General features: G+C 66.2%; 15 protein-coding genes and 1 tRNA gene. 9 read left to right on the top strand and 7 right to left on the bottom strand.

Annotation, left to right across the window (positions count from 1 at the left end):
- Nucleotides 1-3: 3 nt before the first annotated feature.
- From UAA55_RS29340 to UAA55_RS31445, 3 genes are all read left to right on the top strand, one after another.
- The gene (locus tag UAA55_RS29340) at nucleotides 4-300 is read left to right on the top strand and encodes a hypothetical protein (protein ID WP_322957275.1); all 297 of its coding nucleotides are present in this window, start codon (nucleotides 4-6) and stop codon (nucleotides 298-300) included.
- 273 nt (nucleotides 301-573) lie between these two features.
- Nucleotides 574-1,413, top strand: a complete 840-nt coding sequence (locus tag UAA55_RS31450) for an RHS repeat-associated core domain-containing protein (protein ID WP_416235254.1) — start codon at nucleotides 574-576, stop codon at nucleotides 1,411-1,413.
- 623 nt (nucleotides 1,414-2,036) lie between these two features.
- Nucleotides 2,037-2,537 carry an RHS repeat-associated core domain-containing protein gene (locus tag UAA55_RS31445; RefSeq protein ID WP_416235253.1) on the top strand — a complete coding sequence of 167 codons (501 nt, stop codon included), beginning with the start codon at nucleotides 2,037-2,039 and terminating at the stop codon, nucleotides 2,535-2,537.
- Here UAA55_RS31445 and UAA55_RS29335 read toward each other — a convergent pair.
- Both UAA55_RS29335 and UAA55_RS29330 read right to left on the bottom strand, forming a co-directional pair.
- Nucleotides 2,496-2,572 (bottom strand) — tRNA-Arg (locus UAA55_RS29335). The genes UAA55_RS31445 and UAA55_RS29335 overlap by 42 nt on opposite strands.
- Nucleotides 2,573-2,648: 76 nt before the next feature.
- Nucleotides 2,649-3,122 carry a hypothetical protein gene (locus tag UAA55_RS29330; protein WP_322957274.1) on the bottom strand — a complete coding sequence of 158 codons (474 nt, stop codon included), beginning with the start codon at nucleotides 3,120-3,122 and terminating at the stop codon, nucleotides 2,649-2,651.
- 351 nt (nucleotides 3,123-3,473) lie between these two features.
- Between UAA55_RS29330 and UAA55_RS29325 the strand changes: the two genes are divergently transcribed.
- Nucleotides 3,474-3,869: a hypothetical protein gene (locus tag UAA55_RS29325; protein WP_322957272.1), complete on the top strand. Its 396-nt coding sequence runs from the start codon at nucleotides 3,474-3,476 to the stop codon at nucleotides 3,867-3,869.
- Nucleotides 3,869-4,072, top strand: coding sequence for a helix-turn-helix transcriptional regulator (locus UAA55_RS29320; protein ID WP_322957271.1), 204 nt, complete (start codon nucleotides 3,869-3,871; stop codon nucleotides 4,070-4,072). Before UAA55_RS29325 ends, UAA55_RS29320 begins: the two co-directional genes overlap by 1 nt.
- A 6-nt stretch (nucleotides 4,073-4,078) precedes the next feature.
- Here UAA55_RS29320 and UAA55_RS29315 read toward each other — a convergent pair whose 3' ends face one another.
- On the bottom strand, nucleotides 4,079-4,930 hold the full coding sequence (locus tag UAA55_RS29315; protein WP_322957270.1) for a pirin family protein: 852 nt from the start codon (nucleotides 4,928-4,930) through the stop codon (nucleotides 4,079-4,081).
- A gap of 236 nt (nucleotides 4,931-5,166) precedes the next feature.
- Between UAA55_RS29315 and UAA55_RS29310 the strand changes: the two genes are divergently transcribed.
- Together UAA55_RS29310 and UAA55_RS29305 are read left to right on the top strand one after the other, a co-directional pair.
- Nucleotides 5,167-7,650, top strand: a complete 2,484-nt coding sequence (locus tag UAA55_RS29310) for a glycoside hydrolase family 31 protein (protein WP_322957268.1) — start codon at nucleotides 5,167-5,169, stop codon at nucleotides 7,648-7,650.
- A gap of 150 nt (nucleotides 7,651-7,800) precedes the next feature.
- On the top strand, nucleotides 7,801-8,508 hold the full coding sequence (locus UAA55_RS29305) for a glutathione S-transferase N-terminal domain-containing protein (protein ID WP_322957267.1): 708 nt from the start codon (nucleotides 7,801-7,803) through the stop codon (nucleotides 8,506-8,508).
- 1 nt (nucleotide 8,509) lies between these two features.
- Here the strand turns inward: UAA55_RS29305 and UAA55_RS29300 are convergent, their stop codons facing one another.
- Complete coding sequence (locus UAA55_RS29300) at nucleotides 8,510-8,848, bottom strand: GIY-YIG nuclease family protein (RefSeq protein WP_322957264.1); 339 nt, start codon at nucleotides 8,846-8,848, stop codon at nucleotides 8,510-8,512.
- A gap of 251 nt (nucleotides 8,849-9,099) precedes the next feature.
- Between UAA55_RS29300 and UAA55_RS29295 the strand changes: the two genes are divergently transcribed.
- Nucleotides 9,100-9,798, top strand: coding sequence for an SDR family NAD(P)-dependent oxidoreductase (locus UAA55_RS29295; protein ID WP_322957262.1), 699 nt, complete (start codon nucleotides 9,100-9,102; stop codon nucleotides 9,796-9,798).
- Between the two features lie 25 nt (nucleotides 9,799-9,823).
- Nucleotides 9,824-10,693, top strand: a complete 870-nt coding sequence (locus UAA55_RS29290) for an NAD(P)-dependent oxidoreductase (protein WP_322957260.1) — start codon at nucleotides 9,824-9,826, stop codon at nucleotides 10,691-10,693.
- Between the two features lie 6 nt (nucleotides 10,694-10,699).
- On the opposite strand, the gene UAA55_RS29285 is transcribed toward UAA55_RS29290, so the two are convergent.
- From UAA55_RS29285 to UAA55_RS29275, 3 genes are all read right to left on the bottom strand, one after another.
- Entirely contained in the window at nucleotides 10,700-11,602 is a 903-nt protein-coding gene (locus tag UAA55_RS29285) for a DMT family transporter (protein ID WP_322957259.1), read from the bottom strand.
- An 85-nt stretch (nucleotides 11,603-11,687) separates the two neighbouring features.
- Nucleotides 11,688-12,242 carry a flavin reductase family protein gene (locus UAA55_RS29280; RefSeq protein ID WP_322957257.1) on the bottom strand — a complete coding sequence of 185 codons (555 nt, stop codon included), beginning with the start codon at nucleotides 12,240-12,242 and terminating at the stop codon, nucleotides 11,688-11,690.
- Between the two features lie 81 nt (nucleotides 12,243-12,323).
- The gene (locus UAA55_RS29275) at nucleotides 12,324-13,241 is read right to left on the bottom strand and encodes a LysR family transcriptional regulator (protein ID WP_322957255.1); all 918 of its coding nucleotides are present in this window, start codon (nucleotides 13,239-13,241) and stop codon (nucleotides 12,324-12,326) included.
- Nucleotides 13,242-13,372: the final 131 nt, after the last annotated feature.

Raw genomic sequence — 13,372 nt, 5'->3', positions numbered from 1 at the left:
GCCATGCTAGCTTTGTACGTCGATTACAACGCACGCGAACGTCTTCCTGATGGTGGTCAGGCGGTTGCGATCAATCTCGGGAGGATGAATCCGGACGCGCTTGAGAAGAAGCTTGAGCGTGGATCTCGGGTCATACTTTACGATGAGGAGACGCGATGCGAAGGCGTCTTGCGGCATGGAGCGTGGATCGAGGGATGGGTTGCAGAGATCATTCCAGAAACGGTCAAAGACCTGCCGGCAGGTGAGTTCGAGCGCTTGAGAACCGAAACGAAGCGCGCTGCCTTGGGGGTTGCGAAATGACGAGTTGCGCGCCCGGAGTGCAATCGGAGTCGGCGCGGGTGGTTGTAGTCGGGGATAGGATCGGCGGGCGGTTTAGTGATGGCAAGATAAAGCGAACCGTGTTCGCGCCATCCGTTGATGGCTAAGTGGTTGTCTGCACACTGTTTTTTGTGGTGCCAGAGTGGCACCAGGCGGAGGCGCCCGGATGGCGCTTTTGCGATAAGCCATTGATCCTGCGGGCCGTTTGCGGGTGGCGGTTGGAGGCTCCTTGCGCGGGCCGATCGGCCGGCGAATATCTTCTGCAAGGTCGGCTACCTGGCTTTCGGCGAGAACCCTGCCGCCTACGCCGGCGCCACCTTCCGCTACACCGGCCAGCGCCTCGACCCCGAGACCGGTGGTAGCGCGTCGCAACCCTCGGGCCTCTACCACTACCGGGCGCGGGCGTACTCGCCCACGCTGGGGCGCTTCCTGCAGCCGGACCCGGCGGGATACTCGGCCGGGGCCAATCTCTACGCCTATGTCAATAATGATCCGCTGAACCTGATTGATCCATACGGCCTGACGCCGGATGGTTCCAGCGGATCATGGATCGGCAACGCCGGAAATGTGATTGCCAATAATCCACTGAAGGTCGGGGGCGCGGTTCTCGCCGGTGGCGCTGCCATTGCCTGTGTTATAGTCGAGCCTTGCGGAGCCGTCGTAGCAACCGCTGGAGGCGGGGCCGCGCTGACTGGCGAAACTGCTGTTGCTGGTGGTGCTATGGTCACCGGCACATTGATGATGGCGGCGCCTACCAATGGCGGTAACTCGCAAAATCAGAATCAAGGCGGGGGAACTGGCGGGGGCGGATCTGATGAACCGCCTGGTAACTATTTAGCAGGTAAGGCACCGCTTCAAGTTACGCCAGGCACGGATAACCTAAATGGCCAATATATTAATGATGTGGGCCGTGTTGAACCGTGGAATGCACATTACGATCAATATGGTAGGTTGATTGGACGTACCGACTATAATGCGGGAAATCCGAGAGCTAACATTCCGGATGTGCACTACCATACCTATGTATGGGGGCCCGGCATGCAGCCATTTGAAAGTGGGAGTCATATCCCTGGTGAATTTCCAGGAGGGAACTAAGGATGACTGAGCCAGACGCTAAAGTTGAAGCCTATTACGCGCTTCACCCAATGGACTGTGGCTTTCTAGAAAGCCTTCATATAACGCAATGCGTCAATCCTAGCGATTGGCACGGATTGGATCTAACGATGATTCTATCGTCGTCCTCTACCCCAAATGCGCACCGCTTGCATCTCGATTTTACCCATGTCCGCAGCCTTAAAATAGGATCCTTTGATGGACTTCTCCGTTACGTAATCGACATTCGATCGCTCGTGGGAACCCAACAGGAAGGGGTGAATTACGGAGTAATAGAAAACGAGCATGGACTATTAACCTTTGTATGTGCTGATTTCACGGCGAAGATCATTTAATATTAATTTGTCTTACCGTGTTCAGCGGATTGAATCTTTAGATTGGCGAGCACGAAAGCAATAACGCCACACCAGCACCTATGACGCGCTGGGCCTGCAGGTCAGCGTCGGCAATCCGGCGATCTCCGCCACGCCCCTGGTGCGGTACGCCTACACGCCGGACGGTCTCCAGGCCAGCCTGACCGACGCCACCGGCAACACCACCGGCAACACCACCGGCAACACCACCGGCAACGCCTATGACGACGTCGACCGGCTGTCGTCGATGACCTGGCCCAACGGCACCACCGAGGCCTACACCTACGACGCCGACGGCAACCGGCTGACGCGCAAGACCCGCAAGGGCGACACGCTCACCTACACCTACGACACGCTGAACCACCTGGCGAGCAAGGCACGCTGGACTCCAGCACCGGCGCGCTGGCCAAGGTCGGCTACCTGGCTTTCGGCGAGAACCCCGCCGGCTATGCCGGCGCCACCTTCCGCTACACCGGCCAGCGCCTCGACCCCGAGACGGGGGGAAGCACCGCCCAACCCTCCGGGCTCTACGACTACCGGGCGCGTGCGTATTCCCCCACGCTGGGGCGCTTCCTGCAGGCGGACCCGGCGGGATACTCGGCCGGCGCTAATCTCTATGCCTATGTCAGCAATGATCCGCTGAACCTGACGGACTCCACCGGATTGGTGCAGGATGGAGCGACAGCGGGGTTCAATTGGGAAAAGGGGAAATGGTGTCCCCGGCGGGATTCGAACCCACGGCCCCAGGATTAGGAATCCTGTGCTCTATCCTGCTGAGCTACGGAGACGCCGGGGCGGGTTATAGCAGGTTTGGGCCGGTTGCACAGCCCCGGGGCGCGCAAGGCTCGGGCGCCCGGAATTCAATCAGCCGACCAGCAGGCTGACAATCAGGACCTCATCCACCAGGCGCTTGCCCACGGCCTCGTTGGCCACTTCCATGATGCGGCCCTTCAGGGCCTGGACGTCGGCGGTGTTCAGGCGGTTATGGGTCAGGTGGTCGACGGTCAGCGCCTCGGTCAGTTCGCCATTGATGCGGGGCTTGAGGTTGGTGACCAGGTCCACGTCCTCGTTCAGATGCTTGCTCATGCGCACGACCAGCATCACCTGCAGCCGGACGTAGGAGAAGCGGTCCTTCCCCGGCAGCAGCATGGGGCTCATCTTGATCTTGCGCAGCACCTCCGGATCTTCCGACTTCTGACCGCCGCCGCCCTCGCCCGCCATGGCCGCTTGCGGGAGGGCCGTCATCGCCACCAGCGCCAGGAAGGCGCCGGCCACCACCGCGCGCGGCATGGCGCCGCGGCGGCGGTCACGGGGCAGGCGTTCATCGTCGCGGGTCATGCCGGGGCGAATTCCTGTGGCTGGCCGTAGGGCCGGAATCGGGGTGGATACTGGGACGGCAACGGTTCACGGTTCAAAACCGGGCGGGTTATTTAGTCTAGCACGGCCGTCCCAAGGGAAAGCCTGAGTCTTGTCCCGCCTGGTATGCGTGATACTAGAGCGGCTTCCTTAAGGCTTCCTTAGCGGGTGGGTCTATCCGAAAGGCGTGGATTCCCGTTCATGTGCCGGATGTGCCGGGCCGCAACTCGGGGAAAGGGCGCCTACGGAGCGAATCGCGCATAAAAGTCAGGTTGACCTGACATCGACATTGAGTCATGTTTACCTGACAAAACGTCAGGAGATCATGACATCATGTCCGTCGCCGTTCTCTTCCCGCCCGCCTCGCGGCGCTACATCCTCACCTCGATCATCACCGCGGTCCTTTACGTCCTGTCCATCAAGGCCATCAGCTGGGGCCAGCCCCAACTGCATGGGCCCTTGCTGTGGGGGGCGATCCTGGTGCCGGTGGGCTGCATCGCCGTGCAGCTGTGGGCGACGCTGCGGCTGATGGCCCAGGTGGATGAGTTCATGCGGGCGTTGCTGGCCAGGCGCTTCATCATCGCCGCCTGCCTGGCCTTCATCATCGCCAGCGCCTGGGGCTTCCTGGAAACCTTCGCGCAGGTGGAACACCTGCCGGGTTTCATGGTCTATGCCATCTTCTGGATAGCCTTCTGCCTGGTCTCCCCCTTCATCCGGACGACGCGCTGATGCGGAACACCCTGAAAGTGCTGCGGGCCGAGCGTGGCTGGACCCAGAGCGACCTGGGTGAGCGGCTGGGCGTCTCCCGCCAGGCGGTCAACGCGCTGGAGACGGAAAAGCACGATCCGTCGCTGGACCTGGCCTATCGCATCGCCGCGCTGTTCGGGCTGTCGGTGGAGGCGATCTTTCACAACCCCCACCGGCCGGCCTGATCCCAACTACTCAAACAATCCCGCCTGATAGTCGCGGATGGCCGCGATGATCTCCTCACGGGTGTTCATGACGAAGGGGCCATGGGCCACCACCGGTTCGGCGATGGGCTCGCCATGGCCGAACAGCAGCACCGCATCCTCTCGCGCCGTGATCTCGACCGTGTCGCCTTCCAGGCTCAGTTCCGCCAGGTGATGGAAGGGGACGGCCCCACCGCCCACGGCGATCGCGCCACGCACGACGTAGAGGAAGACGTTGCGCCCGGCGGCACCGTCGAAGCGCACGGTGGCGCCGGCGGCCAAGCTGACCGTGCTCATGAACACGCCGGTCAACGAGGTGACGGGACCTGTCACGCCATTCCAGGTGCCGGCGATGAGGTTGACGGTGCCGCGCCCGTCCGGCGTGGGCAGCGCCGGGATGGCGTCGCGCTGCAGGCCGGTATAGCCCGGCTGGGCGAACTTCAGCCGGGCCGGCAGGTTCACCCACAGCTGCAGGATCTCCAGGGGCCCACCCTTGCGGCGGAACTCCGCCGGCGACAGCTCCGAATGCACCACGCCGCGCCCGGCCGTCATCCATTGCACGCCGCCAGCCCTGATAACACTTTCATGGCCGGCGCTGTCGGCGTGCGTCAGCTCCCCCTCCAGGATGAAGGTCACCGTCTCGAAGCCCCGGTGGGGGTGGGGACCGAAGGGCAGGCCGTTGTTGCCGGGCCCATAGGTTTGCGGCCCGTGGTGGTTCAGGAACAGGAAGGGGCTCAGCTGCGGCAGGGCCGGGCCCGGCAGGGGGCGGCGCGTCGTCAGGTCCGCGATGTCGTCGCGATAGGCCGCGTGCAGGCGTTCCAGGGTCTTCAGCGGGCTCATCGACCGGTCCTTCCGGGGCGAATAACATCAAGGCGCGGCATCGGCGCGCGACCAACCATCCGATATCTAAGCGCCGGCGGGCCCGCGCGATAGGCCCCCGGGCGGCACGGACTGTTGCCGTTTCGGAACGATGGGCCATGCCGGGTGGGGCGTTTTCGGGTTGACCCCGGCCCGTCGCCGGTAGATGGTACCGCTATCATATGATTTATAAGAATTCTCCAGGGGGAATATCGACCATGAAGACGCAGGGGCAGCCCATGCGGGGCGCCACACCGAAATCCATGCGGAATCGCTGGGCGCGCGGATACGGGGCCCTGGCGCTGGCCACCAGCCTCGGCGTGGCGGCAGGGGCCCTGCCGGCGCCGACCCTGGCGGCCGACAGCGGCGTGACCGCCCCGGTGGTGGTGGACCAATCCAACAAGACCCAGGAACAGACCCTGGTGCTGGAGCCCTACGGCCCCAACATCGTGCGCGTCACCCTCAGCCTGAAGAAGGACGCCGCCCTGGCGGGTCCCGGCTACGGCATCATCCCCGGCGCCAACACCGCCGGCTGGACGCAAGGCCAGGATGAGCGCGGCGACACCGTGCTGAAGTCCGGCCAGATGTCGGCCACCATCGTCGGCTGGCACCCGCCGCCGCACGCCGTGCCGCCGCAGCGGACCGCCGTGGACATCAGCCGCTATTTCGGCGGCACCACCAACGGCGCCCACATCCTGTTCAAGGACGCGGCGGGCAAGACCATCCTGGACTTCACCGGCTGGTCCATGGGCGTGCCCAATTTCAAGGACGGCAACAGCCAGCTGCTGCACGACCGCCGCCCTACGGATGACCCGTTCTACACCGTGAACGGCACCTTCGCCTCCCCGGCGGACGAGCACTATTACGGGCTGGGCCAGAACCAGGAGGGCTTCCTGGACCACCGCGGCCACGTGGTGCGTTGCTGGAACGACTACAACGCCTCGGGCGGGCAGAGCACCTGCGTGCCCTTCATGATCACCAACTACGGCTACGGCCTGCTGTGGGACAACCCCTCCAAGACAACCATCGAGCCGGGCTTCAACGAGGTCACCCGCTGGACGTCCGAGGTGGGCGACCGCGTCTCCTTCTTCGTCATCGCGGGCAAGACGCCGGACGAGATCTACGCCGGCTACCGCCAGCTGACCGGCGCCACCCCCCTGCTGCCCAAGTCCGCCTACGGCTACATCCAGTCCAAGCAGCGCTACCGCTCCCAGCAGGAGGTGCTGGACGTGGCCAAGGGCTATCGTGAGCGGCACATCCCGGCCGACGTGCTGGTGGTGGACTGGTTCTACTACACCATCATGGGCCAGTTCGATTTCGTGCCGGAGCTGTGGCCGAACCCCAAGGCGATGAACAAGCAGCTGCACGACATGGGTTTCGAGACCATGATCAGCGTGTGGCCGCGCTTCACGTCCGACGGCCGCTACTACGACCTGTTGAAGAAGAACGGCTGGTTCCTGAGCCAGGCCGACGGCACCCCCACCAACGGCCTGCCCTATGACAAGGCCGGGTCGGACATCGACACCACCAACCCCGACGCCGCCAAGTGGTACTGGAACACCATCCGCGACAACATCCTGAGCCAGGGCTTCGACAGCCTGTGGTCGGATGAGACGGAGCCGGATTTGCCGCCCAACGGCAGCTACTACCACATCGGTCCGGGCACGAAGTACTTCAACGTCTACCCGCTGTTCCACACCAGCGCGCTGTATGACGGCTTCCGCCGCGACTTCAAGGACAAGCGCACCGTCATCCTGTCGCGCGACGCCTATCTGGGCGTGCAGCGCAACGGCGCCATCGTCTGGTCGTCCGACATCACCCCCACCTGGGACGCGTTCAAGCGCCAGGTGCCCACCGGCCTGGACTTCGCCGCGTCTGGTATTACCTACTGGAGCAACGACACGGGCGGCTGGCAGTACCTGCCGGAGGAGCACAAGCCCGCCAAGGCGCCGCTGCTGGACCCGACGCCGGCGCGCGGCGTGGTCGGCGGCTATGACGACTATCCCGAGCTGTACACCCGCTGGTTCCAGTACGCGACCTTCCTGCCGGTGCTGCGCACCCACGGCAGCCGCCCGGCCAACGAGATCTGGTCCTACGGGCCCGACGCCCAGGCGATTTTGGAAAAGTACGTGAAGCTGCGCTACCAGCTGATCCCGTACATCTATTCCCTGGGCTACAAGACCTATAAGACGGGCGCGCCCTTCCTGCGGGCCCTGCCGCTGGACTTCCCCAACGACCCGGCCGTGATCGACATGCGGGACGAATACATGTTCGGCCCCGCCCTGCTGGTGGCCCCGGTGACGGAGCAGGGGGCGACGACCAAGCAGGTGTACTTGCCGGCAGGCAGCGACTGGTACGACTTCTGGACGGACAAGCGCTACACCGGTGGCCAGACGGTGACGGTGGCCGCCCCCATCGACCGCATCCCGGTGTTCGTGAAGGCCGGGTCCATCCTGCCCCTGGGTTCCCCCATCGAGAACACGCATCAGAAGCAGACCATCGCGAAGGTGAAGGTCTATCCGGGCGCCGATGGCCGCTTCACCCTGTTCCAGGACGACGGCTTCACCTACGCCTATGAGCAGGGCGGCGGCAGCGTCACCGAGCTCACCTGGACCGAGGCCAGCCACAGCCTGGGCCACACCGGCGCCAAGGGCTGGAGCGAGCCCGACGCCAAGGTGGTGGAGGTGGTGCAGGCCAAGTAAGGCCGGCATCCAAGTTCATGGGAAAGGGCGGTCGCGGGTGGCCGCCCTTTTCTTTCGCGTTGTGACCGCGCTCGTTGAAGCGAGGGCGTTGAAGCGGGGGCGGATTGGCGGTTCAATGCCGCACCCCGAGCCGACTGATGAGAAGCCCCGATGACCGACCTGTCCGCCTTCCCCATCACCCGCCGCTGGCCGGCCCAGCATCCCGACCGCATCCAGCTCTATGGGCTGCCCACGCCCAATGGCGTGAAGGTCTCCATCATGCTGGAAGAGACGGGGCTGCCCTATGAGCCGCATCTCGTCAACATCATGCAGAACGAGAGCTGGACGCCGGAATTCCTGTCGCTGAACCCTAACGGCAAGATCCCGGCCATCATCGACCCCAACGGGCCGGAGGGCACGCCCATCGCCCTGTTCGAGTCCGGCGCCATCCTGGTCTATCTGGCGGAAAAGACGGGCAAGTTCCTGCCCGCCGGCGCGACCGCCCGCTATGAGACCCTGCAATGGGTGTTCTTCCAGATGGCGGCCATCGGTCCTATGTTCGGCCAGGTGGGCTTCTTCCACAAATTCGCCGGCAAGGACTATGAGGACAAGCGCCCCCTGAAGCGCTACGCCGACGAATCCAAGCGCCTGCTGGGTGTGCTGGAGAGCCGCTTGGCCGACCGCCCCTGGATCATGGGCGAGGAGTACACCATCGCCGACATCGCCTGCCTGGGCTGGGTGCGCAACCTGGTGGGCTTCTACGGCGCCGGCGAGCTGGTCGACTACGCCAGCCTTAAGAACGTTCCCGCCTGGCTGGAACGCGGCTTGGCGCGCCCGGCGGTGCAGCGCGGGCTGGATATCCCCAAGCGGCCGGGCTGAGTTAAATCGCTTCCGCCTTCAGCGCCCTCCGCCAGTGGGTGGCGCGGTCCTTCAGTTGGGCGCGGGCGAGGTAGGCGTTTTCCTCCGGCTCCAGCCGTTCCAACACCTCGAAGGTGAAGGCGTCGGCCCCGTGGGCGATCCAGGCGGTTTGCAGGCCCCGGTGGGTGTGGCCGCCGTGGCGCAGGCTGAACCACAGCCGGTTCTGGATGGTGTCCAGCGTCGGCGTGGACCCCACCCACACGGTGCCGGGCGATGCGGAGCAGCGCAGGGCGTAGATGCCGGGCTCGTTTTCCCGCTTCTTGTAGTCGGCGATGGCCGCCCTCCTGTCCTGGGCTTGCATGACGTGATCCTATTTCACCCGGGTGATATTCTGATTGCGGTATAATACCCGGGTGAAATCAGGTCAAGCGCGGTGGCGATGACGGCCGGTCAGCCACCTGTTGACGCATCGTCAGTCGCGCGCACGGCGTGCACTGCGGCATCTTGATCGCGCGCCCCTGACTTTCGCCGGGGCCGCCCCATATCTGGCATCTGCCCGACCCCGGCGCCTACCGGGGCGGTCGGCGCGCCCCTAGCAGAAAGGGTCCCCCAATGTCCGCATCCCCCACCGCCTTCATCGTTGGCGCCTCCCGTGGCCTTGGCCTGGCCTTGGCCCAGGAGTATCTGACCCGTGGCTGGCAGGTCGTCGCCACCGTCCGTCCCGGCGCCGAGCCCGGGCCCCTGCATGAGCTGGCCGGCGAAGCCCAGGGCCGCCTGACGGTGGAGGTGGTCGATATCGTCCATGCCGACCAGATCGCGGCCCTGCGCCGGCGCCTGGAGGGCAGCCGAGTCGACGTGCTGTTCATCAACGCCGGCGTCACCAACAACCCGGAAGAGACCATCGGCGAGGTGTCGACCGAGGAATTCATCCGCGTCCAGGTGACCAACGCCCTGGCGCCCATGCGCTGTGTCGAGGTGCTGGGCCAGCTGGTGACGCCCAAGGGCACCATCGCCGTCATGTCCTCCGGCCTGGGCAGCGTGGCCAACAACCTCAGCGGCGGATGGGAGGTCTATCGCGCCAGCAAGGCGGCGCTGAACACCCTCATGCGTTCCTACGCGGCGCGGCAGCCGGCGCACGGCCGCACCCTGCTGGTCATCGCCCCCGGCTGGGTGCGTACCGACATGGGCGGGCCGGCGGCCAGCCTGGACGTGTCGGAAAGCATTCCCCGCGTGGTCGACGTGGTGACCGCCCAGGCCGGCAAGCCCGGCCTGCGGTATCTGGATTACCAGGGCGCCACCGTTCCCTGGTGAGCGGCCCTTCAAGGAGCATGAAAGCATGAGCAAGGTCGCATTCCTGGGCCTGGGCGCCATGGGCGCCCGCATGGCCGCGAACCTGGTCAAGGCGGGCCACGCCGTCACGGTGTGGAACCGTTCCCCCGCCGCCACGGCGAACCTGACGGCGCTGGGCGCCACAGCGGCCCCCAGCCCGCGGGCGGCCGCCGCCGGGGCCGACGTCGTCATCACCATGGTGGCGGATGACGCGGCGTCCCGGGCCGTATGGCTGGACGACAAGACCGGTGCCCTGGCGGGCCTGGACAGGGGCGCCGTGGCCATCGAGTGCAGCACCGTCTCCCCCGCCTGGGCCGTCCAGCTGGCGGCGGCGGTGACGGCCACGGGGGCGGGTTTCCTGGAGGCGCCGGTGGTGGGCACCCTGCCCCAGGCGCAGGACGGCAAGCTGATCATCCTGGGCGGGGGCGAGCGCGCCGCCTTCGATCAGGCCCAGCCGGCGCTGGCGCCTTTGGCGGCGGCCATCCACCATGTCGGGCCGGTGGGCCGGGGGGCGGTGATGAAACTGGCGGTGAATGGCCTGCTGGGCATCCAGCTGGCCGCCTGGGCGGAGATGATGGGCTTCCTCGCCAAGGCCGGCTTCGACGGCGCGGCCGCCCTGGACGTCCTGACCGCTCTGCCCGTGGCCAGCCCGGCCGCCGCCGGCTACGCCCGCATGATGCAGGCCGGTGACTTCGCCGTGCGCTTCCCGGTGGACCTGATGGCCAAGGATTTCCGCTATGGCACCCAGGCGGCGGACGCGCTGAAGGCGGACACCCCGGTGGCGGACGCGACCCTGGGGGTGCTGGAACGCGCGCGGGAGGCCGGCCATGGCGCGGAGAACGTCTCGGCGCTCATCCGCCTCTATACCGGCGGCTGAGGGCGTTCAGGGCTGGGCGGCGGCGGTCTGCGGCCGGGGATGGGCGGGGCGCTGCGCCAGCACGATGCCCAGCACCACCAAGCCGCCGCCCACCAGGTGATAGGTGTGCAGTACCTCTCCCAGCAGCAGGGCGGCCAGCACGGCGGTGGTGATGGGTAGCAGATTCATGAAGATCGCGGTGCGGCCCGGCCCCAGGTGCTTCACCCCTTGAATCCAGAACACGGGCGCCACGATGGAGGCCGGGATGCCGGCGTACAGGATCAGCGCCACGTTGGCCGTCGTGATCGGCGCCGGCGGCGCCAGCAGGTAGCCCGGCAGCAGGAAGACCAGGGCCGCCGCCACCTGGGCGTACAGGGCCGTCCACACCGGCAGCGGCAGGGGCCAGCGCTTCAGGCAGACGCCGTAGCCGGCATAGGCGACGCAGGCGCCCAGCATGAAGGCGTCGCCCCGGCCCACGCCGTGCGACAGCAGGCGGCCGTAATCTCCCTGGCCCAGCACGAACAGGATGCCGGCCAGCGACACGAAGCCGCCCACCAGGGCGAGGGGCCCATGTTTCTGCCGCAGCCAGACGGCGCTCAGCGCCAGGGTCAGCAGCGGCACCAGGGCCACGAAGATGCCGATGTTGGTGGCGCTGGTGCTGGCCGCGGCGTAGTAGGCCAGCCCCTGGTACAGGGCCATGCCCAGCAGGCCCAGGACGGCGATTTGGGGCAGGTGCTGGCGGATGACGGCCCGCCGCGTCCAGGCGCCGCGCAGGCAGAAGGGCGTCAGCAGCACGAAGGCCAGCAGCCAGCGGTCGAAGGCGATGACGCTGGGCGGGATGGCCCCGGCCGACGCCTTGGTCACCAGATTGTTGCCGGTCCAGATCAGCACGGCCAGCAGGGGGAAGGTCAGGTACAGGCGGGGCGACATGAAACGTGCCGGGTCATCATCCTTGGGATGGCGACCCTAATGCCGGACGCGCCCCGGCTGTAGAGCGACTTTGCGACGGCAGGTATCAGTCCAACAATTCCGGCCGGAACTGGTCCCGGCGGCTGACAGTCCCGCCCGCCACCATGAACACGCCGTCGCCGGTGTAATGCAGGGTTTCATGGTGTTCCGGCTGTGGCACCGCGTGGGCCCTCATCACCTGGAAAATGAAGAAGTTGTAGCGCTCCACCAGGCTGGCGTCGGCCAGCCGGCACTCCAGGTTGACGGGACAGTCGCGAATCAGCGGGGCGTCCACATCCACTCCCCCGCCTGCCGTCAGGCCGAAATGCTCGAACTTGTCGACCTCCGTCCCGCTGGTGTTGCCAATGCCCACCACGGTGTCGATCATGGCGGCGGTGGGCAGGTTCAGCACGCATTCGCCGCTGCCCCGCACCAGCTCGAAGCTGTGGTTGTCGGCGGCGATGACGCAGCCCACCAGCGCCGGCGTGAACTCCATCATCGTATGCCAGCCCAATGCCATGATGTCCCGCTGCCCACGGTGGGCGCTGGACAGCAGCATGATGGGCCCCGGTTCCAGATAGCGGCGCACCTTGGACACCGGGAAGTCCGCTTTCTCCGTCATCTCTCATCTCCCGTGGTTTGCCGCCGTGAACCCCGGGCGGTGGCCTGGGTTCCTTTCGCGGCTGGCGCCACGCGGGGGTTCCTATCGCGGCTGGCGCCACGCGGGGCGGGCCATGTGCTCGATGAAAAAATCCGCCAGCGCCTCCACCTTGGCGGGGCGGGCGCGGGTAGTGGGGGTCACCAGGTACAGCCCGCCCAGCGGCATCGACCAGCCGTCCAACAGATCCACCAGCCGGCCGTCGGCCAGGTATTCAGCCGCCAGGAACTCCGGCAACTCGGCGATGGCCAGGCCGTCCAGCACGGTGGGCAGCAGCGCTTCCCCATTGGTGACGCGCAGGGGGCCGGTGGGCGTCACGGCCACCTCCTCCCCATCGGTGTTGATCAAGCGCCAGACGTCCTGGCGGGCGCGGTAGGCGTAACCCAGGCAGTGATGGGCCGCCAGTTCGCCCGGATGCCGGGGGCGGCCATAGCGGGTGATGTAGGCCGGGGCGGCCACGATGTGCCGGGCGATGGGGCACAGCTGGCGCGCCACCAGCGAGCTGTCGGTCAGCACGGCGATGCGCAGGGCGGCGTCGAACCCCTCCCCGATCAGGTCCACCGTGGCGTCGCTCAGATGCAAATCGATGGTGATCTCGGGATATGCCCGCAGGAAGGCCGGCAACAGCGGCGCCACCCAGCGCACGCCGAAGGACATGGGCACGGCCAGACGGATGGTGCCGCGCGGCCGGCTGGACAGCTCCCGCGCCGCATCCTCCACAGCCTCCGCCTCGGCATACAGCTGGGACGCCCGGGCGGCCAGGGCGGCACCCACGTCGGTCAGGGCCAGGCGGCGCGAGGTGCGGTTGAACAGGCGGGCACCCAGCCTGTCCTCCAGCCGGCTGACGCCGCGCGACACGGTGGCGACCGACACGCCCATGGCCCGGGCGGCGGCGGCGTACGACCGCTCCTCCGCCACCTTGGCGAACATGGCCAAGCCTTCGAAGTCTGGAACCTTGGTCACACCAAACCTGCAACAATAGTTTTCATCCATTTCTATTTTGAAAACCCGGGTTTGGCGACATCTTTTGCCCATCGGCCGCCGCCCACAACGGACAGAGAGGGGCGGCACAAATCAAGGCACTGAAAGGAAAG

The sequence above is a fragment of the Nitrospirillum guanabarense genome (assembly GCF_034653355.1).
GTDB lineage: Bacteria > Pseudomonadota > Alphaproteobacteria > Azospirillales > Azospirillaceae > Nitrospirillum.
Note: the sequence above shows the minus strand (reverse complement) of the source record. Positions and strands in the feature narration are given on the sequence as shown.

Coding starts and splice junctions, on each gene's coding strand:
- UAA55_RS29340 (WP_322957275.1), top strand. CDS start 4: ATGCTAGCTTTGTACGTCGATTACAACGCACGCGAACGTCTTCCTGAT.
- UAA55_RS29330 (WP_322957274.1), bottom strand. CDS start 3,122: ATGACCCGCGACGATGAACGCCTGCCCCGTGACCGCCGCCGCGGCGCC.
- UAA55_RS29325 (WP_322957272.1), top strand. CDS start 3,474: ATGTCCGTCGCCGTTCTCTTCCCGCCCGCCTCGCGGCGCTACATCCTC.
- UAA55_RS29320 (WP_322957271.1), top strand. CDS start 3,869: ATGCGGAACACCCTGAAAGTGCTGCGGGCCGAGCGTGGCTGGACCCAG.
- UAA55_RS29315 (WP_322957270.1), bottom strand. CDS start 4,930: ATGAGCCCGCTGAAGACCCTGGAACGCCTGCACGCGGCCTATCGCGAC.
- UAA55_RS29310 (WP_322957268.1), top strand. CDS start 5,167: ATGAAGACGCAGGGGCAGCCCATGCGGGGCGCCACACCGAAATCCATG.
- UAA55_RS29305 (WP_322957267.1), top strand. CDS start 7,801: ATGACCGACCTGTCCGCCTTCCCCATCACCCGCCGCTGGCCGGCCCAG.
- UAA55_RS29300 (WP_322957264.1), bottom strand. CDS start 8,848: ATGCAAGCCCAGGACAGGAGGGCGGCCATCGCCGACTACAAGAAGCGG.
- UAA55_RS29295 (WP_322957262.1), top strand. CDS start 9,100: ATGTCCGCATCCCCCACCGCCTTCATCGTTGGCGCCTCCCGTGGCCTT.
- UAA55_RS29290 (WP_322957260.1), top strand. CDS start 9,824: ATGAGCAAGGTCGCATTCCTGGGCCTGGGCGCCATGGGCGCCCGCATG.
- UAA55_RS29285 (WP_322957259.1), bottom strand. CDS start 11,602: ATGTCGCCCCGCCTGTACCTGACCTTCCCCCTGCTGGCCGTGCTGATC.
- UAA55_RS29280 (WP_322957257.1), bottom strand. CDS start 12,242: ATGACGGAGAAAGCGGACTTCCCGGTGTCCAAGGTGCGCCGCTATCTG.